This is a genomic window from Enterobacter sp. V89_11 (genome assembly GCF_029967775.1).
GTDB classification, from domain to species: Bacteria; Pseudomonadota; Gammaproteobacteria; order Enterobacterales; family Enterobacteriaceae; genus Enterobacter; species Enterobacter ludwigii.
The window spans coordinates 173,363-197,613 of sequence record NZ_JASCAN010000001.1; the positions used below are offsets into that span (position 1 = coordinate 173,363).

The 24,251-nt window shown below is 47.9% G+C and carries 19 protein-coding genes and 1 pseudogene; 13 read left to right on the plus strand and 7 right to left on the minus strand.

Going from position 1 to position 24,251, the window contains the following annotated elements; translation table 11 throughout:
- The first annotated feature begins 31 nt into the window (after nucleotides 1-31).
- Nucleotides 32-865, plus strand: a complete 834-nt coding sequence (locus QLG09_RS00740) for a lysozyme inhibitor LprI family protein (RefSeq protein WP_282488675.1) — start codon at nucleotides 32-34, stop codon at nucleotides 863-865.
- 621 nt (nucleotides 866-1,486) lie between these two features.
- On the opposite strand, the gene QLG09_RS00745 is transcribed toward QLG09_RS00740, so the two are convergent.
- From QLG09_RS00745 to QLG09_RS00755, 3 genes are read right to left on the minus strand one after another with little or no spacing between them, the layout of a single operon-like run.
- Nucleotides 1,487-3,298 carry a response regulator receiver domain gene (locus QLG09_RS00745; RefSeq protein WP_282488676.1) on the minus strand — a complete coding sequence of 604 codons (1,812 nt, stop codon included), beginning with the start codon at nucleotides 3,296-3,298 and terminating at the stop codon, nucleotides 1,487-1,489.
- Nucleotides 3,295-6,261, minus strand: a complete 2,967-nt coding sequence (locus QLG09_RS00750) for an ATP-binding protein (protein ID WP_282488677.1) — start codon at nucleotides 6,259-6,261, stop codon at nucleotides 3,295-3,297. The genes QLG09_RS00745 and QLG09_RS00750 overlap by 4 nt, the downstream gene beginning before the upstream one ends.
- Nucleotides 6,261-7,469, minus strand: a complete 1,209-nt coding sequence (locus QLG09_RS00755) for a DNA cytosine methyltransferase (RefSeq protein ID WP_282488678.1) — start codon at nucleotides 7,467-7,469, stop codon at nucleotides 6,261-6,263. The genes QLG09_RS00750 and QLG09_RS00755 overlap by 1 nt, the downstream gene beginning before the upstream one ends.
- Nucleotides 7,470-7,799: 330 nt before the next feature.
- Here QLG09_RS00755 and QLG09_RS00760 point away from each other — a divergent pair, with 330 nt between their 5' ends.
- Both QLG09_RS00760 and QLG09_RS00765 read left to right on the plus strand, forming a co-directional pair.
- Complete coding sequence (locus tag QLG09_RS00760; protein WP_282488679.1) at nucleotides 7,800-8,375, plus strand: recombinase family protein; 576 nt, start codon at nucleotides 7,800-7,802, stop codon at nucleotides 8,373-8,375.
- A gap of 640 nt (nucleotides 8,376-9,015) precedes the next feature.
- Nucleotides 9,016-9,597 (plus strand): hypothetical protein, encoded by a 582-nt coding sequence (locus tag QLG09_RS00765; protein ID WP_282488680.1) that lies wholly within the window; start codon nucleotides 9,016-9,018, stop codon nucleotides 9,595-9,597.
- A gap of 11 nt (nucleotides 9,598-9,608) precedes the next feature.
- Here QLG09_RS00765 and QLG09_RS00770 read toward each other — a convergent pair whose 3' ends face one another.
- Both QLG09_RS00770 and QLG09_RS00775 read right to left on the minus strand, forming a co-directional pair.
- Nucleotides 9,609-9,869 carry a YkgJ family cysteine cluster protein gene (locus QLG09_RS00770; RefSeq protein ID WP_262811227.1) on the minus strand — a complete coding sequence of 87 codons (261 nt, stop codon included), beginning with the start codon at nucleotides 9,867-9,869 and terminating at the stop codon, nucleotides 9,609-9,611.
- A 112-nt stretch (nucleotides 9,870-9,981) separates the two neighbouring features.
- Nucleotides 9,982-10,065 (minus strand): annotated as a pseudogene (locus QLG09_RS00775) (YkgJ family cysteine cluster protein); the annotation flags it as partial.
- 164 nt (nucleotides 10,066-10,229) lie between these two features.
- Here QLG09_RS00775 and yeiP point away from each other — a divergent pair.
- The gene (gene yeiP / locus QLG09_RS00780; RefSeq protein WP_008500940.1) at nucleotides 10,230-10,802 is read left to right on the plus strand and encodes an elongation factor P-like protein YeiP; all 573 of its coding nucleotides are present in this window, start codon (nucleotides 10,230-10,232) and stop codon (nucleotides 10,800-10,802) included.
- 43 nt (nucleotides 10,803-10,845) lie between these two features.
- Here yeiP and uxuA read toward each other — a convergent pair whose 3' ends face one another.
- Entirely contained in the window at nucleotides 10,846-12,036 is a 1,191-nt protein-coding gene (gene uxuA, locus QLG09_RS00785; RefSeq protein WP_032678583.1) for a mannonate dehydratase, read from the minus strand.
- Between the two features lie 204 nt (nucleotides 12,037-12,240).
- On the opposite strand from uxuA, the gene QLG09_RS00790 reads away from it, so the two are divergent.
- From QLG09_RS00790 to yejF, 9 genes are all read left to right on the plus strand, one after another.
- Nucleotides 12,241-13,707: a fructuronate reductase gene (locus QLG09_RS00790; protein WP_049023586.1), complete on the plus strand. Its 1,467-nt coding sequence runs from the start codon at nucleotides 12,241-12,243 to the stop codon at nucleotides 13,705-13,707.
- Nucleotides 13,708-13,830: 123 nt separating this feature from the next.
- Nucleotides 13,831-14,817 carry a GTP-binding protein gene (locus QLG09_RS00795; protein ID WP_014170928.1) on the plus strand — a complete coding sequence of 329 codons (987 nt, stop codon included), beginning with the start codon at nucleotides 13,831-13,833 and terminating at the stop codon, nucleotides 14,815-14,817.
- Nucleotides 14,818-14,850: 33 nt separating this feature from the next.
- Entirely contained in the window at nucleotides 14,851-15,564 is a 714-nt protein-coding gene (locus QLG09_RS00800; protein ID WP_025203633.1) for a phosphatase PAP2 family protein, read from the plus strand.
- A 416-nt stretch (nucleotides 15,565-15,980) separates the two neighbouring features.
- Nucleotides 15,981-16,550, plus strand: coding sequence for a bifunctional murein DD-endopeptidase/murein LD-carboxypeptidase (gene mepS / locus QLG09_RS00805; protein ID WP_014170930.1), 570 nt, complete (start codon nucleotides 15,981-15,983; stop codon nucleotides 16,548-16,550).
- A 127-nt stretch (nucleotides 16,551-16,677) separates the two neighbouring features.
- Nucleotides 16,678-18,219 carry a cyclic di-GMP phosphodiesterase gene (locus QLG09_RS00810; RefSeq protein WP_282488683.1) on the plus strand — a complete coding sequence of 514 codons (1,542 nt, stop codon included), beginning with the start codon at nucleotides 16,678-16,680 and terminating at the stop codon, nucleotides 18,217-18,219.
- Nucleotides 18,220-18,296: 77 nt separating this feature from the next.
- Nucleotides 18,297-20,102: an extracellular solute-binding protein gene (locus QLG09_RS00815; protein ID WP_282488684.1), complete on the plus strand. Its 1,806-nt coding sequence runs from the start codon at nucleotides 18,297-18,299 to the stop codon at nucleotides 20,100-20,102.
- 9 nt (nucleotides 20,103-20,111) lie between these two features.
- Nucleotides 20,112-21,206: a microcin C ABC transporter permease YejB gene (locus QLG09_RS00820; protein ID WP_049023588.1), complete on the plus strand. Its 1,095-nt coding sequence runs from the start codon at nucleotides 20,112-20,114 to the stop codon at nucleotides 21,204-21,206.
- A complete protein-coding gene (locus QLG09_RS00825) occupies nucleotides 21,206-22,231 on the plus strand; it encodes an ABC transporter permease (RefSeq protein ID WP_014170934.1) in 1,026 nt (341 codons plus the stop codon). The genes QLG09_RS00820 and QLG09_RS00825 overlap by 1 nt, the downstream gene beginning before the upstream one ends.
- Nucleotide 22,232: 1 nt before the next feature.
- Entirely contained in the window at nucleotides 22,233-23,822 is a 1,590-nt protein-coding gene (gene yejF / locus QLG09_RS00830) for a microcin C ABC transporter ATP-binding protein YejF (protein ID WP_049023589.1), read from the plus strand.
- Between the two features lie 3 nt (nucleotides 23,823-23,825).
- Here the strand turns inward: yejF and QLG09_RS00835 are convergent, their stop codons facing one another.
- Entirely contained in the window at nucleotides 23,826-24,170 is a 345-nt protein-coding gene (locus QLG09_RS00835; RefSeq protein WP_014170936.1) for a YejG family protein, read from the minus strand.
- Nucleotides 24,171-24,251 lie beyond the last annotated feature (81 nt).

Genomic DNA, 24,251 nt, shown 5'->3' on the forward strand with positions numbered 1-24,251 from the left:
GTAATTCGATGACGCAAGGAAAGCTTCTCACATGAACCATACAAAACTCATAAAAGTCATAGTGTTATACGCAGCATTAATTACACCTACTTCTACTGTGGCCTCTGATAGCCGTAACCACTACCAAGGCATTGATACTGTAGATCAGCTTCTGGCACTCCCAACAAGCAAGCTTTGCGTAGGTGAAGGGCCGTCTTCAGATGACATAAGGCTCATACTGCTGAATGGGCCTTTAGCAGTGCCTATGTATCAAAATAACCCTGAGATGGCTCGAATAATGATTGATAAACAATCCGTCAGTATTAAAACAAGAATTAGGGAAAAGTGTTCATCCAAAACGATTACATCTCCACGGAAACTCACGAAAAAAATGCTTAGAAATGAAAGCGAAACGTGCCAACAAGGTGCACCGACAAAAGATGAAATAAAGGCATATATAAAGGAATCAAATGATCCTAATATCGACATTGATAAACAATTGCGGGCTATTCCTTACGAATATCGTCTTATGATGGAGGAAGGAGCAAAACTCAAAGGATTAACACTTCGCGAAATGTTTATAGAGGATGTAGCTACAAAAGCATCCCAGGGTTGGGAAAGAGCATGTGCTAATAAATCATACTCCAAAAATAATCGTACTGAGCTAACAACCCCAGTTAACATTGAAGAAGAATATCGTATTACGGATAAAAGACTAAATGACACATGGAAAGCCCTCCCATCTCAAAAACGTAAAGTATTACTACCATCACAACGAGAATGGATCAAAAAACAAGCTAATTGCAATCAAGATACTCAATGCTTAATTGATATGACCAACAAGCGCATTATTGAACTTAGGGTTGAAAACAAAGATGCTAAGTAACGAATTAAGCGCGATATCAAAGAGTACTTACTTATCCCCTTCACTAGATAATATCTATAGAGGAAAATACAAAGTTGGACGATTTTACCTGACAGATACTTTCATCGTTGAATACATGCAAGTGATACATCAAATAGAAATACCTGATTCGTGGGTTAGTAGCCTCTTCCTTGACATACCAGACATTGATAGTCGTAAGGTTATGTATATGGAAAGTTGCGATATTATATCGAATGGCGTTATGCATGAGATCCGTGATGTTGTTAAATCTCCGCCAGATAACCTAAAGATATACCGAAATGGCGAGTATATTACGAAGATAGAGATTCAATAAGAATAAAAACATTTTCAGATGAAAGCCCTCTTTATAATATAAAATATTATCGTAGAGATGCTCTATGATTTTTATATCTTCTAAGGACTTGTTTCCCCCCTTGCCAACCTAAAGCTCATGAAATAAAGGTTACGTAAAATGCTAATATGACACCAACAGATCAGTAATCACAAGCATCAATATCTTCGATATTCTACATACTGCCAAGGTCCAGCATCAAAGGAAGTTCTGTCGATTAAAGACAGAAGTGCTAAAGTAATGCCAGCACTTCTATCTATTAGAATAAATCAGGCCCACATGCTTCTGATATCCTGAAAATCAAGTCCCACTCGAGTTTGAGATGCGCCAAATTTATGCAAAATGTTTAATGCATATTCATATCGTAATTCAGCAATTGCAATAGCCTCTACGTCTTTCATTACCAACGTCTTACGATCTTCTTTTTCTTCCTCTCTTGCAGCATAAAGAGTAATTGATTGTCCATCTTTATAATAGCCTTGTTTAGTTGCAAAAAAAGTATCCCAGACAATATTATCTTTCCCTAGCGAGTATGCTACGGGAGTGCCACTTTCATTCAAAAAAAGATAGTCATTGCGGTTCGCATTTTTATTAGCATCCCTAATTGCAACAGATTCCAATTTAACAGCTTTAAAGGCTAAATAGGTATCTCCTATGCGTGATTGCCACTGTTTTACCCTTTGTCCGGGAACCATATCACACGCAGGTGTAACACAAACCCATTTATCATCTCCAATTTTCAATATTGTGCCAGTTCTTAAGTGATTGTTATTTACTGACATGGAGCAACTATATGCGTTTAAAAGCCCTAAGGTCTTATCTTTATCTGCCATGCACTCACTAAAAAAACCTTTGACAAAATCCCTATTCTCTAAAGATGTAGTGCAGCCGGCAGCTTTAATAAGCCTTTTAGAAAAATCTCGTAGCTCTAAACGAGATGCTGTCGCTAGCTGCTCCCAATGTAGATTAATAGCTTTATCATGAGCTGTATCATTGTCGGCTTGTTCCAATAAATTAAAAAGCCATCCAGCTTGAGCTGGTCGGTTGTTTATTATATTACAAGCCTGCTCGATACCTCTTTCATCTAACTCATAACGCATTTTAGCCATAAGTAGATGCATTGGTGAAGCATTTCTTTTAACTAAAGCCGCTTGTAATGAATCTATCAACTCCTCAGCAGGATCATCTGAGCTTTTTCTTATTACCGATATGAATGTCTTCCCTGTGCTTATAAAATTAGTTTCTTCATCCCAGTCCCATACCAAGTCTGAACTAACCTTTTTTTGAAACTTCACATCAGCTTCTTTTAGTAGATCATAAAACTTCCATTTGAGTAGCTCGTCAACCTCTATACCTGTTGCTCTAGATATGTCATTTATCTGCGCTAAAAAACCATACATAATATGTTGGTCATTATTTATATCTGCAAGCTCGTCATTACTTTTTGAAGTGTAATCTCTTAGTATGGAAAGAAAATCAACCGAACCGTCGATCCATGGAAAATCTGCTCCATCATTATTATCAAAGAGCCAATTCTCCATTCGAGTATTCGTGTCCTCTGATGAGATAAAACCGCTATCAGAATCTAATACAATCAGGCTTGAAAGTATTTCAGAAAATACATTTCTTATATCTCCAGCATAGCCTTTTGTATGAACTAAGATCAGATTGTAGTGATTGTTTTGATCAAGCGATTTTATGATCTCTCGCGCTCTGGTTCCATCATCAACAGCAGTATCACCATCAAGATGGTAATCTAGTATAATTAAATCGCTATGATGTATATGCGGTGGGACATTGTTGTCTACACCAATATTAGGAGAATGCCCATTGAAGACATCAACCCCCCATTGATACGTGGAGTGGCACATGTTAATGATTTTCTTTAACCTATCCACATTGACATCAATTTCTGCACCTGCACCTGCACCTGCACCTGCATTTTCGCCAGCATTCGCATATTGCCGTTCAATTAATGATAAAAGTGTTGGATACTCATCATCAATGACTGTGACATTTCTAATAGTGTTAATAAATGCCTCTTCTATTAAAGAAGAATAAGTTATTGCCATATCAGTCATTTTATCAATCCTCTAAAAGTAAGAGCGAAATTTGCACCACAAAGAGTTTTAAAATTATCTCTAGTTTCATAACGTATACTATGCCCACCAGCCATGAGGTTCTGCTTACAGAGATAAAGGCCAACTCCTCGCCCCCCTCGTTGCTTACGAGTAAAGAAAAGTGTAAACAGACTATCTATATCATCCTCATCTACTCCGGGGCCGTTATCACTTACTACCACTTCGCCATCCTTGAAAGATAGAAGTATTTCTTTAGTATCCTTGTTTTGCCTTTGCACCCAATAAATTGAATTATTTATTAAGTTTATAAAAACGGGATAAATACGTGACTGCAATTCCATAATGGAAAAATCATTGAATTCAGGGGTACATTTAAAGATTACATCGCCATTTTCAAAATATTGAGAGAAATAGCTACGTATATACTCGCTTATGCTATGGCCTGTAATCCGTTGAATTTCTTTCTTACCAGATAGTTTCAGTGGTGAAAGAAACTTTAATTTATCTATTAAGGACCCATGATATGTAAGTGCCAAATCTAAACTTTTTCTTTGTACATTAGTAAGATCTGTATTACTCATCATTTTTAATGCATGTGTGAGTTCTTGGTCAAGCCCATCGAGCTCATGACCAATGATTTCTACAGTAATGCCAAGTTGAGCTAAAGAATGAAGTCTAGCAATCTCCTCTTGATACTTTACAGACTCATTCATGCTGTGTATTGCCAAACCTTCCAGATCTATCTGCTCATTAATTCGTTCTAAGGCAGTTATATATGGTGAAAGTTTCTGCGCATTTTCAATCTCAATCCTTTGATGCTCTGTATCCAACTTCTCAAGTACATATGCAAGCGATACTTTTTGAAGGTTTAGATCTTCAAGGCTATCCTCCATAGCCCCCTTGTATTGCTCACGACAAACCTTAACCAGTTCCTCGAACTCGCTTTGTTGCTTCACAAGCATTTCTTTGCCTCGAGAGGCATATTTTGTTATGGCATTATTAATGCTAGCCAGCTTGCTTCGATAAACCTCGCTAGCTTTCTCGTAATCACTCTTGTCGGTTGACTCTTCAATTGCTCGGTTGATTACGTATGTAAGCCCTTTTATCATTTCTCTGCATTGAAGTTCTTCTTTTCTGTAAGAACGATAATCATCCTCTAACCGGCCTAGATTGGTAGGTATTGGACTTAAAGAAAAATCTTGAATCCGTTCAGCAAACTCATCAACAGCGTTCTTTAGAGCTTGCAAATCATCATTGGAATTGAGATTAATTCTGCTTTCCAAGTTCTTATTAAAATCAGCAATTGTTGTTGCCAAGTTGTGCAATGAATCTGCGTTGTTTTTTATAGCAGAGCGTATTCTTTTTCTTTCTTTGGACAGAAGCTTGTTGCGATCCTCTATAGCTTTTTGTACATTTTTTTTCTCCCTGATATCATCTAAAGCATCCTGTCTACCTTTAGACCCGCTCCCAAAATGCTTATCAGCAGAATCAATCAATATTTTCTGCACAATCTCACGGAAGATCTTAGATGCTCTATTTTCGATAAATCCTTCTCGACCAGCTTTATCTTTTAAGTTAGGGTTATCATGACGCGTAATTGCAATACGTCCAAACATGCGCCGCCCTGACCAAAAATATCTTCCAGCATTTTTGGATCGACGCTCTTCTATTGAAAAATAATCACTATCAGCACGCCCATAAGGCATTACTCGCAAACCATCCCGATACACTCTGAATCCAGAATATCTTTCTGACTGTTCAAGGAAATGTGCATGTTGTGAGTCATTAAGCGATGTGCTATTAATATTTAATTCAAATGCACCAATACGTATATGAAATGGTCCAAACGCACTATCTTTTCGAGTTTTATATAATTGCTTTGGTTTGATTACATAATCTTCAATCCACTCTCCAAAAACTTTTACTCGCCCTTTGAAATAGCCCTCATTATCAACATTCCCTTCAATAATATGCTCTATATCTTCTAAAATACTTAAATCGAATTCGCGATTTTCCCCAATAATTACTTTTGGCAAACCGTTAACCCAGCCAGTTACACTATAGTTAAAATCGTTAATTAGTGGTTCGCCATCTCTAGAAAATGGGTCAGTGAAATTCGAAAGTGTTTGGAAAAAACGCTCGCGTGTACTTCTCTCTGCATCGTCAGTTTGGTCGAGAGCAGTATTTGAAAGTTGTATGTACAAATCGTATTGCACATCTGCTATAAACATTGCTGTTCCATGCAAAGACTCGCCAGTCCATACAGGCCACGTACAAAAATGCTTCTCTCTAAAAACATCTTGAATAAGGGTTTGTTCTATTTTCTTTTGAGTCGTAATGTCAAGCCCATCTTCCTCCTCTTGGCGGCTAAATGAATCCCATGCCGCGGTAATTCTTTTTGTTCGCTCAAGATCATTAGAGTTTCCCCACACATTCCCCATCATCTGATCAAACAAGAGAGGAAGGATTTCACTAAGTTCATGCTTGCTGCTAAAATCTCTAACCGGTATTTGGACATCACTTAAGAACAAAAATGGATTTTCGAATAAACGCCAATCTATAAGGGCTGCTACATAATCGCTATTTTTTCTTTTAGATATCAAAAGTAACAATGGACCAATAGCAGCGGAAGATAAACGCCCAATTCCTTTTTGACCTTGTTTAGGCCGTTCCGGCAAGCCATCACGATCATCTTCAGGGATATTAAATCCATTCGTTTTAGACTCAGTACCAACGACAAGCCATTTCGACTCGAACTCATTTCGGTTCATACCATGACCATTGTCTACAATGGCTGAAACATTGAGTTCACCATCAAATATGTGAAGAGCAACATCACGTGCATAAGCATCATAAGCATTCTTCCACAATTCTGAAATTGCTGTGGGGCAATCGGCGATCTGTTCTCGCCCTAAGTGGTCAATAGTCCTTGCTCTAGTTTGAAACGTGACATGATCAGTCATCAAATGCATTCCTTATCAAAATCAATATTTCCACATTCATCTGAATCATCTTCAATCTGCTGTGCTGACAGCAACTTGATAATAGATTTAAGCAATGCTTCGCCTAACTTTATTGGAACTGCATTACCTATTTGTTTAGCAACTGCCATAGTTCCCCCATGAAAAATATAGTCATCAGGAAATGTTTGTAGACGGGCTGCATGTCTTAGCGTAATACCGTGATGCAGCCAGGGATGGACAAACCTCCCCTTCGAGGGGTTGTTGCAACCAGTGGTTATCGTGTTCGAAGGTAAATGTGGATAAATTCGACCATATACATCCAAATGACCACTATAGTTTTGATGGCAGGCAAGTTGCCTTCCCGATTCGGTTCTATCGCCCAGCAAAGGTGTATTTTTAAACAACAACTGCAATTCAGCCGAGTGTTCCATATGAACATTACATGGATCATCTTTTAGAATCGGTGAACCCCATCGCAATTGCTTTATACGGCTTTCTGCCAATTCTCTAGACACATTGAACTTTTCTACTAAACGTTCTTTGAATTCAATTAAAATCGACTCAGGTGGACGTTCGAACACGCAAGAAGATGTAACCCATTCTTGTGGACCAGATTTGGTATGGGTCGGTTTTGGAGGCCAGACAAAGCCTCTAGCATCTATATCCGCCCTCACCGCCAGTATAAATGCCCGCTTCCTGTTTTGTGGTACGCCGTAATCTCTTGCATTCAGTATGAAAGGTTTCTCACCTATGACCCGATAGCCATGTTCGTGTGTTAATGAAAAAAAATGAGTCAGATACTCAGCATGACGAGGCCAGAGCAGACCAGGAACGTTTTCAACAAGAAAAACCTTCGGCCTGAATTTTTCTACGAAATCAAAGTAACGAAGTAACAGTGCGTTTCGCGGATCATCTTTGCCAGCATCATTGATCCGATGTGTCGAAAATCCTTGGCAAGGAGGACCTCCTAGTATCAGGTCTAGTTCTCCAGCCTTTATGCCTTGGAATCTCATTAGAGAATCTATGTCTACATCATTGATATCTTGAGAAAAAACCTGAGTTTGAGATTCATTACTTTCTACTAAGTTCATGTAATAGGTTTCTGAGGCCAGCTTGTCTAGCTCGATTGCAGCCTGAACATCAATACCAGTTCTATGTGCTGCAAGAGAAAATCCCCCTGCGCCGGCAAATAAATCAATAGCTTTCACTTTTAGTTACTCAGATTCTATGTTCAGTTCCCAGTATTATACGCAGCATACCCTCCTTGTCCTACCCCTCCAGCTTGTGTGAAACATATTCATAATCCATTGTGCACTTATGGGTTATCGCTTTGTAAGAACTGCTTTTATCAGGGCCACATGTCTAGTTCAACCTAAGTATCAATAGTATGTAGATGACTCTAAGGCTGGTATCAGCAATCGACCATTTGTTGATACGCTGAACAGCCCTCTCAAAAGGTATCATAAAAATACCATATTGAATTTATGATACCATTAAGACATAATGATACCGTTTATTGATACCAATAGAGGAATGTTATGGGACGCACTTTTGCATACTGTCGTGTTTCAACCAGTGAACAAACAACTGAGAATCAGATCCTCGCAATACGGCAGGCAGGTTTTGATGTTCTTGATAGCAGGATTGTCTCTGAGGTAGTTTCTGGAGGAATGCATGCAATGCAAAGAACGGGCTTCGCGAATATGGTTAACCATAAACTCGAGAGCGGTGATCAGTTGGTGGTATTGAAACTAGATCGTCTAGGCCGTGACAACATAGACATTCAGCAAACTATCGAAATGCTAGTCATGAAAGGTATAGATGTTGTCTCATTAGATCTTCCAGTGCGGAACCTTAGTAGCTCGGAGGGGAAATTGATGCTCCAAATGTTTTCAGCTTTTGCAGAGTTTGAAAAGTCGCGTATTACCGAACGTACCAAAGAGGGTTTGGTACGGGCGAAACGAGAGGGTAAGAAGTTGGGTCGCCCTATAGCGACACGAACCCGTGAGAGTGTCCAAGAAGCTAAAAAGAACGGATTGAGCCAAGCTAAAGCAGCATCACTTTTGGATCTTGGTATTGCAACAGTGAAACGCTACTGGAACATCCATCCGTAGGTTATGTTCACTCTTAGATCTAGCAAACTCTTAAAACTTGTAGTTTTCCATGAAGTGAAACAGCTCAGTCCCCTACGAGCCACAGCTCGAATTCATGCTGCTATTAAAAAATTCAATGTGCCACTACAATGAACTACGAGTCGCGTAGCGACGAAGTATCACGAAACGAGCATAGCGAGTGAGTGACTCTCATAAGTGATCTTCTACAGACCTTTGAAAGTACTTCGGCTTCGCCTCGTACAACTTCGTCGCTACGCGACTAGTAGTAAACTTAACTCATGAACATCTAATTTGATTGATCCTTACACTATCCAGTCACTCGTTCGCTACGCTCACTCCTGACCTCGCTCCGCTCGTGATCTTCTCAGATAATGTTGATAGGTATAATTTCAACGAGGCGACAGCCGAAGTTGCTTATTATTATAGAGTGTTTAAAAAACATTATTAATCATAAACATACACAATAACAAGTCACAAACATGTCATCCTTTTTGTTTTTTTATTAAAAATAAAAACAATAATATCATGAGCTTATAAAAACATGTCTTTTTATGTCTCTAATTTTGTGACATGTATATGTTAACCTGTCCAGAACCAGTGATAAATAATGATGAAATCACTAATTACAATGGATTCAGTAATGAAACTTAGCTTTACAATCTTCCCTAAAAGAACACGCAACGAAAGTTATTTTATCCGCGGCGCGACCGTTAAATTCAATAGAATCAGTAACAAAGACGTCAGCTCACACTTCAAATTTGAACGATCTTTTAACATCATAGCTCAGAGTATGGGTCTTCAAAAAGCTGAGATAGACCGTGTCAGAAAGATAAAACAACGACTTCCTACTCATACACTAATCGGAGTTGCCAGATGGCATATCACCCCCTCGAGAGGTAACCGTTCGGCACTATGCTATCTCTTCGTCTGTGAAGGAGAGATAGCTTATCTGTCAGCACCGGATATGGTTTTCAGCGGCGACACAATGTTTATAGATTCAACAACAAGAAGTTCTGTCTATAAAACAACCTATAAACTTACGCAACCAGATAAAGCATATGGATATATAAATCTTCGATTTGACTCTGAATTCACCCTAGTAACGAAACGTCGTGGCGCTGCGAAATCAGAAAAAGCACCTTCTTCGGCGCTTGTAAGAGTGATGGCAGAAAATGAGGCATTGCGAAGGGAGCTTGAAGAATTAAAAAAGAAGAATACTTGATTGTAAAAATGCTACCTGCAAGGGGCCGTTTCCTCTTCCAGTCTGATAAGGTAAATCAAAGCTTCTTCACGGTTTGCTGCGCACATATCGAGAGACGGCACCAAGCTAGCGCATACTCTAGGACGCAAAGTCGATCCGAAGATATTGCATAAGTTATCTTCCGATAACTGAACACACCTGACATTGGCTGGCTTACCCTGCGGCATTCCTGGAATCGGACTTGATATAGAAGGAGCAATGCAACATGCACCGCAATCACTACGACATTGCATTAGAAATGCCCCTGACACGACCATTGAATTCCCCATAACTTTAACAGCAGATCACACTAACCGATAGCCTGATTCAGCCCCTTCGATTCTATACTGTGAGTAATTGACTATTAGGCTTGCCGTCCGGCATGCCAGGAATGGGGCTTGAAATGGACGGTGCGGTACAACACGCGCCACAATCGGGACGACAATCCATACAGGCTCTCTTTCGCTGAAGAACGCCCGCGCAGTCGGGCATTGCGCGCACAGTAACACCTTTTGTGTATTGATAGCAAAAGCCACGAATTCCGCTTGCCTGAAAGGCCGAGCACGAGTAATTTGGCGCGATATTTTTTACCACCCGTAAACAGGATTACTGCAATGCCAAGAGCGAACGAAATTAAGAAAGGTATGGTACTGAATTACAACGGCAAGCTGCTGATTGTGAAAGATATCGATATTCAGGCCCCGAGCGCCCGTGGTGCAGCAACGCTGTACAAAATGCGTTTCGCCGATGTGCGTACCGGTCTGAAAGTCGAAGAACGTTTTAAAGGTGACGATATCGTTGATACCGTGACCCTAACCCGCCGCTATGTTGATTTTTCCTACATTGATGGCAACGAATACGTGTTCATGGATAAAGAAGATTACACCCCGTATATCTTCACCAAAGATCAGATTGAAGAAGAACTCCTCTTCATTCCTGAAGGCGGGATGCCTGACATGCAGGTTCTGACCTGGGATGGCGTGCTGCTGGCGCTGGAACTGCCGCAGACCGTGGATCTGGAAATCGTGGAAACGGCTCCGGGCATCAAAGGTGCATCCGCAAGTGCCCGCAACAAACCAGCAACCCTAACGACCGGTCTGGTGGTGCAGGTGCCAGAATACCTCTCCGCGGGCGAGAAAATCCGCATCCATATTGAAGAAAAACGCTATATGGGTCGCGCAGACTAATGCGCTATTCGCCCGGTGGCACAACGCCACCGGGCAACAGACGTTACAGCAGTTCCGGGTATTTCGTCATCTTCAGCGCCAGCTCAACGCCCCGCACTTCCGCCATGCCTTTCAGACGACCAATCGCCGAATAACCTGGGTTCGTTTTCTTACGCAGATCGTCCAGCATCTGGTGACCATGATCGGGACGGAACGGGATAGGACGAACGTCACCCGCGTGCTTACGACGTACCTCTTCCGCCAGAATCGCATCCACTACCGCCACCATATTCACATCGCCGCCCAGGTGCGCTGCTTCATGGAAGGTTTTTGGATTATCCTCACGACAGGTCGCACGCAGATGCGTGAAGTGAATACGATCGCCGAAGGTTTCAATCATCTGCACCAGATCGTTATCCGCACGCACGCCGTAAGAGCCGGTACACATGGTGAATCCGTTATAGATACTGTCCACGGTCTCTTTCAGCCACTGCATATCTTCAATCGTGGACACGATACGCGGTAAACCGAGAATAGGACGCGGAGGATCGTCCGGGTGCACAGCCAGGCGTACGCCCGCTTCTTCCGCTACCGGTACGATAGCGCGCAGGAAAAACGCCATGTTTTCACGCAGCTGGTTTTTATCGATATTCCCGTATTCCGCCAGACGCGCGCGGAACTGATCCAGCGTATAGCCCTCTTCAGCGCCCGGCAGGCCAGCAATAATATTGCGGGTCAGCTTTTCAATCTCGGCGTCACTGGCTGCGTTAAACCACGCGAGCGCCTGCTGCTGCTCTTCAGCCGTGTAATCGGCTTCTGCACCAGGACGTTTCAGGATGTGCAGCTCAAATGCGGCAAAGGCAATCTGATCGAAACGTAATGCTTTTGAGCCGTCCGGCAACGTGTACTCAAGATCGGTGCGCGTCCAGTCAAGAATGGGCATGAAGTTATAGCAAACAGTATCAATACCGCAGGCCGCCAGGTGACGAATGCTCTGCTGGTAGTTGGCAATCCAGGTCTGGTAATCACCTGAATGGGTTTTGATATCTTCATGAACCGGGATGCTTTCCACCACAGACCAGGTCAGGCCTTTTTCCGCCAGCAGCGCCTGACGCTTTTTGATTTCTTCAATCGGCCATACCTGACCATTAGGAATGTGATGCAGCGCCGTCACGACACCCGTTGCGCCAGCCTGACGCACATCATCAAGAGAAACCGGATCGTTCGGCCCGTACCAACGCCAGGTCTGTTCCATTGCCTCACCTCTAAAGTTGTTATACCAATATGGATGACTACGATGACGACTACCATACATGTTTGCCGTAAAGGGTCAACACACCGCCACACATTGATTGATCAAACTCACACTTCGGGGATATTTACGGCTCACCAATTTTATTTGCTGTCATATAACTTTACACTGGCGTTGTTAATTAATGGTTAATCAGGTGTGTATTTCATGAAGACAATTGCCTCCACATCGCTTCCTGCCCATGTCCAGCTCCCTCGCTACGATCGTAAGCAGTTACGCTCTCGCATCGTCCATTTTGGCTTCGGCGCATTTCACCGCGCGCATCAGGCCTTGTTAACAAACCGGGTGCTGAATGAGAAAGGCGGCGACTGGGGTATTTGTGAGATTAGCCTCTTCAGCGGCGACGTGCTGATGAGCCAGTTGCGCGCACAGGATCATCTCTTCACCGTGCTGGAAAAAGGGGCGGAGGGAAACCAGCCGATCATCGTCGGTGCCGTCCATGAATGTCTGAACGCAAAACTGGATTCTCTGCCCGCCATCATTGAGAAATTTTGTGAACCTCAGGTCGCCATTGTGTCGCTCACCATCACAGAGAAAGGTTATTGCATCGATCCCGCCACCGGTAATCTGGATTTGCACAACCCCCGGATCGTTCACGATCTGGAGACCCCGTCTGAACCGCACTCCGCGCCCGGGATCCTGGTCGAGGCGCTCCACCGCCGCCGTGAACGCGGTTTGTCCGCTTTTACCGTCCTCTCCTGCGACAACATCCCTGATAACGGCCATGTGGTGAAAAACGCGGTATTAGGCATGGCCCAGAAACGCGACCCGGCGCTGGCAGAGTGGATTGATTCACATGTGAGCTTTCCGGGGACCATGGTCGACAGAATTGTTCCCGCCGCGACCGAGGCGTCGCTGGCAGAAATCACGCAGGAGATTGGAGTAGAAGATCCTTGTGCTATCAGCTGCGAACCGTTTATTCAGTGGGTAGTGGAAGACAACTTTGTTGCCGGACGCCCGGCATGGGAAGTGGCTGGTGTACAAATGGTGCAGGACGTTCTGCCGTGGGAACAGATGAAGTTGCGCATGCTCAACGGCAGCCACTCTTTCCTCGCGTATCTGGGCTACCTCGCCGGGTATGCGCACATCAACGAATGTATGGAAGACACCGCTTTTCGCGAAGCCGCACGTCGGTTAATGCTAAATGAGCAGGCTCCTACGCTGCGTATTAAGGATGTCGACCTCACGGCTTATGCTGATAGCCTGCTTGAACGCTTTGCCAATCCGGCACTGCAGCACCGGACCTGGCAAATTGCGATGGACGGAAGCCAGAAATTGCCGCAGCGCATGCTGGATGGGATCCGCATCCATCTTGAACGTAAAACCGCGTGGCCGCTGCTGGCCCTGGGCGTTGCAGGCTGGATCCGCTACGTCAGCGGAACCGACGAGCGTGGCGACGCGATTGATGTGCGCGATCCGCTGAGCGATAAAATCCGCACCCTTGTTGCAGCCAGCAGCGACGCTGAGCGCGTCAACGCCCTGCTGGGGCTGAGTGAAATCTTTGGTCACGATCTCGCACAAAATAGCATTTTCGTGGAGGCCATCAGCCAGGCCTATCAGCGCATCGCCCGCCATGGCGCGCGTCAGGCTGTTATCGAAACGTTAAATATTTAGCGATTATTGCGCTTAAGGCGAACGGCGATTGCCTCCGTTCGCCCTCCCCCTTCTCATTGCGCCCGTTTTTCGCCAGGATGATGGATAATTGTTATAGCATCACAATTATCGACTGGAGCGCACGTGACCAAAACCAACCTCATTACCGGTTTTCTCGGCAGCGGTAAAACCACCTCAATTCTCCACCTGCTGGCCAATAAGGATCCGGCAGAAAAATGGGCCGTACTGGTCAATGAATTTGGCGAAGTGGGTATTGATGGCGCATTACTGGCAGACAGCGGCGCGATGATCAAAGAGATCCCCGGTGGCTGCATGTGCTGCGTAAATGGTCTGCCGATGCAGGTCGGGCTGAATACGCTGCTGCGTCAGGGCAAACCAGACCGTCTGCTGATTGAACCGACCGGGCTGGGTCATCCGAAGCAAATTCTCGATTTACTGACCGCGCCGGTCTACGAGCCGTGGATCGATCTGCGTGCCACGCTGTGCCTGCTGGACCCCCGTCAGCTGCTGGATGAAAAAGCCGTGACCAACGAGAACTTCCGCGACCAGCTCGCCTCGGCAGATATTATCGTCGCCAATAAAGAGGATCGCGCAACGGCGGAAAGCCAGTCCGCGCTGGAGACATGGTGGCAGCACTTCGGTGGCAACCGTCAGCGGGTGCAGACCACCCAGGGGAAAATTGATAACGCCCTGCTTGACCTGCCTCGCCTGAACCTGGCGGCGCTTCCGGCAAGCGCGGAACACGCCCACAGCCATCCGCAAAAACAGGGTCTGGCTGCCCTGAGTCTGCCGGAACACCAGCGCTGGCGTCGTAACCTTAACAGCGGCCAGGGCTATCAGGCCTGCGGATGGATTTTCGATGCGGATACCGTATTCGACACCATCGGCATACTCGAATGGGCCAGGCTGGCTCCGGTCGATCGTGTTAAAGGGATCATGCGCACCCCGGACGGGCTGGTGCGGATCAACCGTCAGGGCGAAGATTTCTTTATCGAAACGCAAAATGTGGCGCCACCTGATAGCCGAATAGAGTTAATTAGTGCGGTTAACGCCGACTGGAATGCCCTGCAGTCCAGCCTGTTGAAGCTTCGTTTAAGTTTGGGCGGCTAACGTTGCCCCAGATTTCACTCTATGCTGAATGTTATGACGACTCGACTTCCCCTGATATTACTGCTTAATGTCGCCGGCCTGGCGCTCTTTTTCTCCTGGTATATCCCGGCGAATCATGGTGTCTGGTTTCCGCTGGATTCTGCCATTTTTCACTTCTTCAACCAGGAGCTGGTGAAGAGCGAAGCCTTCCTGTGGCTGGTTGCTATCACGAATAACCGCGCCTTTGACGGCTGCTCGCTGCTGGCGATGGGCGGCCTGATGCTCTCTTTTTGGCTGAAAGAGGACAAAACAGGACGCCGCCGTATTCTGATTATTGGTTTGATGATGTTGCTGCTTGCGGTGGTAATTAACCAGCTGGCAACGGCCATTATTCCGGTTAAGCGTTCCAGCCCAACGCTCTTCTTCCCCGATATTTATCGCGTCAGCGAGCTGCTGCATATTCCAACGAAAGATGCGTCGAAGGCCAGTTTCCCGGGCGATCACGGAATGATGCTGCTTATTTTTTCCGGCGTGATGCTCCGCTATTTCGGCCGAAAAGCCTTTGCGATAGCCCTGATTATTTTTGTGGTTTTTGCCTTCCCACGGGTAATGATTGGCGCTCACTGGTTCACTGATATTGCAGTCGGTTCGCTCTCTTCTGTGCTGGTTGCGCTGCCGTGGTGTCTGATGACACCGCTGAGCGACAAGATAATAGCCGTGTTCGATCGCTACCTCCCCGGCAAAACGCAACAAATCAGAAACCAATAATTAACCTTAATTAACACTATGCATCAGGGATCGTTTTGATCCTTGATGCACTTTTCTCCCCTTTCACCCCCTCCCGTCATCATTTCGTCACAATATTCGTGATAAAAATGAATGTGTTGCACGGTTTTTAACCTTGATCGTGCGTTTTTTGAACAATTATCAATTTTTACTTTCTGTATCACAATTTCTTATAAAAAAAAGGCTTTTTTTGCTCGCAATACCCCAGGCAATCGGTTAATCTCGAACTCGTTTTGCCCCATAGAGATAATTATTTCGCTGGTGAATAAATTTGTGCGCTACGCCACAAATGTGATCAGAAAGAATTGTCTCATTGTGAACAGATAATTAGTCTCGTCACGTTTGGCATTTTTTATAACGATATTTGTCGTTAAGGACTTCAAGGGATAATAAACAAAATGGTCAAATCTCAACCGATTTTGAGATATATCTTACGGGGGATCCCGGCGATAGCAGTGGCGGTACTGTTATCTGCATGTAGTACATCGAACACCGCAAAGAATATGCATCCTGAGACGCGTGTTGTGGGAATGGAAGATTCCTCGTCACTGCAAGCCTCTCAGGATGAATTTGAAAATATGGTACGTAATCTGGACGTGAAGTCCCGTATTATGGACCAGTATGCTGACTGGAAAGGCGTGCGTTATCGTCTTGGCGGCAGCACCAAAAAAGGCATTGATTGTTCCGGTTTCGTACAGCGTACTTTCCGTGAGCAGTTTGGGTTAGATCTTCCGCGTTCAACTTACGAACAGCAGGAGATGGGCAAGTCGATTTCACGCACTAAACTGCGCACCGGGGATTTAGTCCTGTTCCGTGCGGGTTCGACAGGTCGACATGTTGGCATCTACATTGGCAATGACCAGTTTGTACATGCCTCCACCAGCAGCGGTGTGACCATTTCCAGCATGAACGAACCTTACTGGAAGAAGCGCTATAACGAAGCGCGCCGCGTACTGACCCGCAGTTAAAATAATCATTGTATCGTTGGTTATCCCTTGGCCGGCGATATGATAAAAAAAAGCACTGCTTCGGCGGTGTTTTTTTTTGCCCGTTACACTGAATACATTCAGCGGCAATCCAGGAACCACGACGTCTATGTTCACCCGCTACTTCTCCAGTAATCGCAAGATACTTTTCCTCAGCCTTATCACCGGCCTGATCACAACCCTGCTCCTGGGTTCATTGCAATTTTTCTGGAGCTACCACAAGCGGGAAGTCAGATTCGACACCCTGATTGACGACGTGAGCATCTACATGGAAAGCTACTTCGATGAGTTGAAAAGCTCTATCGATCTCCTTCAGCCGCTCACGCTGAACAGCTGCCACGACGTCAATGCTGAGCTGACCTCTCGCGCGGCCTTTAGCCTTAACGTGCGCGCCTTTTTGCTGGTCAGGGATAAACTGGCGTACTGCTCTTCAGCCACCGGTCCGATGAACGTCCCGATGGAAGAACTGATACCCGAGCTGCACATTGATAAACAGATTGATATGGCGTTACTGCCGGGTACACCGATGATGCCGCACAGACCCGCGATTGCCATCTGGTATCGAAATCCGCTGGTGAAGGATGGCGGCGTGTTTACTTCGGTAAACATCAACCTGACTCCGTATATGCTTTACACCGCACGCCAGAACGAGTTCGCGGGCATTGCCATCATCATTGGCGACAATGCGTTGTCGACCAGGTCCGCCACACTGGTGAAGGCACAGGATTTACATGAAACGCCGGCGCGTACCGCGACTCTAAAAGAGGTTCCGCTGACGATCAAACTGTACGCCGAAGAGTGGACGAGCGATGAAATCCTGTTCGCGGTGTTCTTTGGACTGGTCTGCGGGATCGCGGCCGGCTCGCTTAATTTCTATATCCTCACCACGCGTCTAAACCCAGGCAAAGAGATCCTGAGCGCCATTAAACGTGGCCAGTTTTATGTGGTGTATCAGCCTGTTGTGGATGCCGAGACGCTGCAAATGCGTGGTGTCGAAGTCCTGATGCGCTGGAAACACCCGACGATGGGGGAAATTCCGCCTGATGCCTTTATCAACTTCGCCGAAGCGCAGAAGCTGATTGTGCCGCTGACGCTGCATCTCTTTGACCTCATCATCCGCGACGCGCCGGTATTACAGACCCTTCTGCCGCCGGGCGCAAAACTGGGCATTAACATTGCGCCGGGGCATCTTCATGCGGAAAGCTTCAAAGAGGATATGCGCACTTTCCTGGACTTAATGCCGCCGGATCATTTCCAGATCGTGCTGGAAATCACCGAGCGCGACATGGTTAACCATCGGGAAGCCAACAATCTTTTCGAATGGCTGCACAATGAAGGCTTTGAAATTGCGATTGATGATTTTGGTACCGGCCACAGTGCGCTGATTTACCTTGAGCGTTTCACCATGGATTACATCAAAATTGACCGGGGTTTTGTCAACGCGATCGGGACGGAAACCGTGACCTCCCCGGTGCTTGATGCCGTACTCACCCTGGCAAGACGACTGAATATGTCGACCGTTGCCGAAGGAGTGGAGACGCCTGAGCAGGCAGCCTGGCTGCGCGAACATGGCGTTGTTTTCCTTCAGGGTTACTGGATTAGCCGCCCGATGCCGCTGGAGCAGTTCCGCCAATGGCAGCCTGAACGTTGAATGATTTCACATTGCCCGTGACGTCACTTATTATTCAGCTTAACTGAGCCGGTCAGTCGAAAGGGAGCCGCCGCGAGATGCTTATGCGCTTTATGTTGCTGCTGTTGGCGTTAACGAGCCTGTCCAGCCAGGCGCAAACCATCAAAGAGAACATCGCGTTCTCTGTGATTGGTGAGCCAAAGTACGCGGTCAATTTTACGCACTTTGATTATGTCAACCCTGCCGCGCCCAAAGGCGGGAACGTGACCCTCTCCGCCACGGGGACGTTCGACAACTTCAACCGCTTCGCCCTGCGCGGCGTGGCGGCAGCGCGAACAGAATCGCTCTACGATACGTTGTTTGTTACGTCTGATGATGAACCCGTCAGTTACTACCCGCTGATTGCGGACAACGTGCGTTACGCGGATAACTTCGCGTGGGCGGAAATTTCGATTAACCCACGGGCGCGTTTTCACGATGGGACGCCGGTCAAAGCCAGCGACATTGCCTTCACATTTCACAAATTCATGACTGAGGGCGTTCCCCAGTTCCGCATTGTCTATAAAGGCGTTACGGTCAAAGCCATTGCCCCGCTCACGGTGCGTATTGAGCTGAGTGAGCCGAATAAAGAGAACATGCTCAGCCTGTTCTCCCTGCCCGTGATGCCTGAATCGTTCTGGAAAGATCACAAACTTAGCGACCCGCTCTCCACGCCCCCGCTGGCGGGTGGCCCATACCGCATCACCGACTGGCGCATGGGGCAGTATATTGTCTATTCCCGGGTCAAAGACTACTGGGCGGCAAACCTGCCGGTAAACCGGGGCCGCTGGAATTTCGATACCCTTCGCTACGATTACTACCTTGACGATAACGTGGCATTTGAAGCCTTCAAAGCTGGTGCGTTCGATATGCGCGTGGAGAGCAGCGCTAAAAACTGGGCGACACGGTATATCGGCAAAAACTTCGCTAACGGGTATATCGTTAAAGACGAGCATAAAAACGCGTCCGCTCAGGATACGCGCTGGCTGGCGTTTAATATTCAGCGTCCGGTATTTACTGACCGCCGGGTGCGGGAAGCCATTACCCTGGCCTTTGATTTTGAATGGATGAACAAAGCGCTATTTTACGGCGCTTACAGCCGGGCAAATAGCTATTTCCAGAACACTGAATATGCCGCTCGCGATTACCCAAAAGCGGACGAACTTGTCCTGCTGGCACCGCTGAAAGCAGAACTGCCACCGGAGGTGTTCACGACGGTATTTCAGCCTCCGGCGTCAAAGGGTGACGGCTACGATCGCGACAACCTGCTTAAAGCCAGTAAACTGCTGGATGACGCAGGCTGGCCACTGAAGAATCAAAAACGCGTCGATTCCAGAACGGGCAAACCGTTAAGCTTTGAGCTGCTGCTTGCGTCCGGAAGCAACGATCAGTGGGTGCTGCCGTTTAAGCACAATCTTGAACGGCTGGGGATTACCATGAACATTCGCCAGGTCGACAACGCGCAGCTCACCAACCGCAAACGCAGCCGTGATTACGATATGATGCAAACCCTGTGGCCCGCGCAGCCGTGGCCCAGCTCAGATCTGCAAATCTCCTGGGCATCCAGCTATATCGACTCCTCCTACAATGCGCCGGGGGTGAAAAGCCCGGCGATTGATGCCTTGATTGCGAAAATTGTGGCGGCGCAGGGTGATAAAGAAAAACTCCTGCCGCTGGGACGCGCCCTCGACAGGGTCTTAACCTGGAATTACTACATGCTGCCAATGTGGTATATGGGCGAAGACCGGCTTGCGCGCTGGGACAAGTTCTCCGAGCCTGCCGTACGCCCTGTCTATTCACTGGGCTTCGACACCTGGTGGTATGACGTTAACAAAGCCGCCAGACTTCCCGCTGAGCGGCGATAAGGAATCATCATGGGTGCGTATCTGATCCGCCGTCTCCTGCTGATTATCCCGACCCTCTGGGCAATCATCACGATTAACTTTTTTATTGTGCAAATCGCGCCCGGCGGCCCGGTCGACCAGGCTATTGCAGCCATTGAATTTGGCAACAGCGGCGGCATGCCTGGCGGCGGTGGCGAAGGAATGGGCGCGAGCCATGCCCACACCGGCCTGGGAAATATCAGTGAAAGCCATTATCGCGGCGGACGAGGCCTGGATCCGGAAGTCATCGCCGAGATCACCCATCGTTATGGCTTCGACAAACCGCTTCACGAGCGGTATTTCAACATGCTCTGGGACTACCTCCGCTTTGATTTTGGCGACAGCCTGTTTCGCAGCGCGTCAGTTTTAACATTGATTAAGCAAAGTCTGCCGGTGTCGATTACCCTGGGGCTGTGGGGAACGTTGATTATTTATCTCGTCTCTATTCCCCTGGGGATCCGTAAAGCGGTTCACAACGGCAGCCGCTTCGATGTCTGGAGCAGCACGTTTATCATCATCGGCTATGCCATTCCGGCGTTTCTGTTTGCCGTTCTGTTGATTGTCTTTTTTGCCGGTGGCAGCTATTTCGATATCTTTCCGCTGCGGGGGCTGGTGTCAGCGGATTTCAGCACCCTGCCCTGGTACAAGAAGATCACCGATTATTTCTGGCACATCACGCTGCCGGTGCTTGCGACCGTCATTGGCGGCTTTGCGGCCCTGACCATGTTGACCAAAAACGCCTTTCTCGATGAAATCCGTAAACAGTACGTTGTGACTGCCCGTGCGAAGGGCGTCGGCGAAAAGCAGATCATGTGGAAACATGTCTTTCGCAACGCCATGCTGCTGGTGATTGCCGGATTTCCTGCCACGTTCATCAGTATGTTTTTTACCGGCTCGCTGCTGATAGAGGTGATGTTCTCCCTCAACGGACTGGGCTTGCTGGGATATGAAGCCACCGTGTCGCGCGATTATCCGGTCATGTTTGGCACACTTTATATCTTCACCCTGATTGGCCTGCTGCTGAATATCATCAGCGATATCAGCTATACGCTGGTTGATCCCCGAATTGATTTTGAGGGCCGCTGATGCCGCGTTTAAGCCCCGTCAACCAGGCCCGATGGGCCCGTTTTCGCCACAACCGCCGCGGTTACTGGTCGCTGTGGATCTTTGCCGTCCTGTTTGTCTTAAGCATGTGTTCGGAATTGATTGCCAACGATAAACCGCTGCTGGTGCACTTTAACGACCGCTGGTATGTGCCCGTTCTCACCCAATACAGCGAAAGCGATTTTGGTGGCCCGTTTGCGACGCCCGCTGAATATCAGGATCCGTGGCTTCGCCAGCAAATTGAACAGCACGGCTGGGCACTCTGGGCACCGGTGCGTTTTGGCGCAAACAGCATTAACTTTGCGACCACCACCCCCTTCCCTTCCCCGCCTTCCGCGCAAAACTGGCTGGGAACGGATGCCAACGGCGGCGATGTGCTGGCACGCATCCTCTACGGCACGCGGATCTCGATCCTCTTTGGGCTGATGCTGACCGTCTTTTCCAGCGTGATGGGCGTGGTAGCTGGTGCCGTTCAGGGCTACTACGGCGGGAAAATCGACCTGTGGGGTCAACGTTTTATTGAAGTCTGGTCAGGCATGCCGACGCTGTTTCTGATCATTCTGCTTTCAAGCGTGGTACAGCCAAACTTCTGGTGGCTGTTAGGCATTACCGTCATCTTCGGCTGGATGGCGCTGGTAGGCGTGGTGCGGGCGGAATTCCTGCGCACCCGTAATTACGATTACATTCGCGCTGCCCAGGTGCTGGGGGTGAGCGACCGCGGGATCATTTTCCGCCATATGCTTCCTAACGCCGTGGTAGCGACCCTCACTTTCCTGCCGTTTATTCTGTGCAGTTCCATCACTACCCTCACCTCGCTTGATTTCCTTGGCTTCGGGCTCCCTCTCGGTTCCCCGTCGCTCGGCGAGCTACTGCTGCAGGGCAAGAACAACCTGCAGGCACCGTGGTTAGGCATCACCGCCTTTCTTGCCGTGGCCGTGCTGCTTTCACTGCTGATTTTTATTGGCGAAGCCGTGCGCGATGCTTTTGATCCCAACAAGGCGGTATAAGATGACGCAGCCCCTTCTCAGTATTGATAACCTGTCGATTGCCTTTTCAAAACAGGGTGAGGCGCGTACCGTGGTCACGGAGTTGTCGCTGCAGATCCAGCGCGGCGAAACGCTGGCGCTGGTAGGCGAGTCAGGCTCTGGCAAGAGCGTATCGGCACTGTCGATCCTGCGCCTGCTTCCGTCTCCGCCCGTCAGCTATCCGCAAGGCGACATTCTGTTTCACGGTCACTCGCTGCTGCATGCTGATGAAAAAACCCTGCGCGGGATTCGCGGCAATAACATTGCCATGATTTTCCAGGAGCCGATGGTCTCTCTTAACCCGCTGCACACGCTGGAAAAACAGCTCTATGAAGTGCTGTCCCTGCACCGGGGCATGCGCAAAGAGGCGGCGCGGGGGGAGATTCTGGATTGTCTTGAACGAACCGGCATTCGCAATGCCGCAAAACGGCTGAACGATTTCCCCCATCAGCTTTCCGGCGGCGAACGTCAGCGGGTGATGATTGCAATGGCCCTGCTCACGCGACCCGAACTGTTGATTGCCGATGAGCCCACCACCGCGCTGGACGTGACGGTGCAGGCGCAAATTCTGCGGCTGCTGCGGGAGCTGCGTGACGAACTGAACATGAGCCTGCTGTTTATCACCCATAATCTCAGCATTGTGAGAAAGCTCGCCGACAGCGTCGCCGTGATGCAAAACGGACGCTGCGTCGAGCAGAACACCGCAGCCACCCTGCTGAAAGCGCCTCAGCACCCCTATACGCAGCGTCTGCTTGATAGCGAGCCCACGGGTGACCCGGTTCCCCTGCCGGCTGACAGCGCGCCGTTGCTGCGCGTTGAGGGGCTGGGCGTGTCGTTTCCTGTTCGCAAAGGGATTCTGCGGCGCATCGTCGACCAGAATCCGGTATTGAAAAATATCCATTTTTCCCTGCGTCCGGGCGAATCGCTGGGGCTGGTGGGCGAGTCCGGTTCGGGAAAAAGCACCACCGGCCTGGCACTGCTGCGCTTAATCGCCTCGCAGGGTGAGATCCTCTTTGACGGTATGCCGCTGCACAACTGGAACCGTCGCCAGATGTTGCCCGTTCGTCCCCGCATGCAGGTTGTGTTTCAGGATCCAAACTCCTCGCTTAACCCACGGCTGAACGTATTACAGATTGTCGAAGAGGGTCTGCGCGTTCATCAGCCAGCATTGACCGCCCGGCAGCGGGAAGAAGAAGTGATACGCGTTATGGCAGAAGTTGGCTTAGATCCGGATACCCGGCACCGCTACCCGGCTGAATTTTCCGGCGGTCAGCGCCAGCGTATCGCCATTGCCCGCGCGCTGATCCTCAAACCGGAGCTGATCATTCTGGATGAACCGACGTCGTCGCTGGACAGAACCGTTCAGGCTCAAATCCTGGCATTACTGAAAGGATTGCAGGAAAAGCACAGGCTGGCCTATATCTTTATCAGCCATGATTTACAGGTTGTGCGGGCGTTATGCCATCAGGTGATTGTGTTGCGACAGGGAGAAGTGGTCGAGCAGGGAGAGTGCCAGCGCGTATTTGCTGCGCCAACGCAGAGCTACACGCGCCAGCTGTTGTCCGCAGACTAGCGCTCAGAAAGGATACTGGCCCGAGAAAGGCTCAGCGATAGCAACACCAAAGTTTTTCAGACGGCAGGTCGCGGCAAATTCATCCTGGCTTTTCACGAACAGGCAGGGTTCACCTTCACACTCTAGTACGGAGCTGTCCACTTCAATATCCGTCAGGGCCTCGCTGAGACGCTCCATGACTCGCCATGCATTTTCGTCGCTCGGGCTCAGCAACTTAAGTGCAACCAGACAATTCTCGCAACCCGCGACGCTTTGCGGAATCGGTTCAACTTTCGAACCTGCAAAACCCGCCGACCAGCGATAGCTCTGGGGCAAGCGATGGACTATGGAGAGTTGTAATGTATTCACGTTCGTTCCCCGGAAGCAAAATTTACTTCACAATTTATTTACATTTATAGTAACACATCATCGCCAGCCTGCACTATTCGG

Bases quoted from the DNA above. Each gene is read 5' to 3' on its own strand.
- QLG09_RS00740 (WP_282488675.1), top strand. From the start codon at position 32: ATGAACCATACAAAACTCATAAAAGTCATAGTGTTATACGCAGCATTA.
- QLG09_RS00745 (WP_282488676.1), bottom strand. From the start codon at position 3,298: ATGACTGATATGGCAATAACTTATTCTTCTTTAATAGAAGAGGCATTT.
- QLG09_RS00750 (WP_282488677.1), bottom strand. From the start codon at position 6,261: ATGACTGATCATGTCACGTTTCAAACTAGAGCAAGGACTATTGACCAC.
- QLG09_RS00760 (WP_282488679.1), top strand. From the start codon at position 7,800: ATGGGACGCACTTTTGCATACTGTCGTGTTTCAACCAGTGAACAAACA.
- QLG09_RS00765 (WP_282488680.1), top strand. From the start codon at position 9,016: ATGAAACTTAGCTTTACAATCTTCCCTAAAAGAACACGCAACGAAAGT.
- QLG09_RS00770 (WP_262811227.1), bottom strand. From the start codon at position 9,869: ATGCAATGTCGTAGTGATTGCGGTGCATGTTGCATTGCTCCTTCTATA.
- yeiP (WP_008500940.1), top strand. From the start codon at position 10,230: ATGCCAAGAGCGAACGAAATTAAGAAAGGTATGGTACTGAATTACAAC.
- uxuA (WP_032678583.1), bottom strand. From the start codon at position 12,036: ATGGAACAGACCTGGCGTTGGTACGGGCCGAACGATCCGGTTTCTCTT.
- QLG09_RS00790 (WP_049023586.1), top strand. From the start codon at position 12,241: ATGAAGACAATTGCCTCCACATCGCTTCCTGCCCATGTCCAGCTCCCT.
- QLG09_RS00800 (WP_025203633.1), top strand. From the start codon at position 14,851: ATGACGACTCGACTTCCCCTGATATTACTGCTTAATGTCGCCGGCCTG.
- mepS (WP_014170930.1), top strand. From the start codon at position 15,981: ATGGTCAAATCTCAACCGATTTTGAGATATATCTTACGGGGGATCCCG.
- QLG09_RS00810 (WP_282488683.1), top strand. From the start codon at position 16,678: ATGTTCACCCGCTACTTCTCCAGTAATCGCAAGATACTTTTCCTCAGC.
- QLG09_RS00815 (WP_282488684.1), top strand. From the start codon at position 18,297: ATGCTTATGCGCTTTATGTTGCTGCTGTTGGCGTTAACGAGCCTGTCC.
- QLG09_RS00820 (WP_049023588.1), top strand. From the start codon at position 20,112: ATGGGTGCGTATCTGATCCGCCGTCTCCTGCTGATTATCCCGACCCTC.
- QLG09_RS00825 (WP_014170934.1), top strand. From the start codon at position 21,206: ATGCCGCGTTTAAGCCCCGTCAACCAGGCCCGATGGGCCCGTTTTCGC.
- yejF (WP_049023589.1), top strand. From the start codon at position 22,233: ATGACGCAGCCCCTTCTCAGTATTGATAACCTGTCGATTGCCTTTTCA.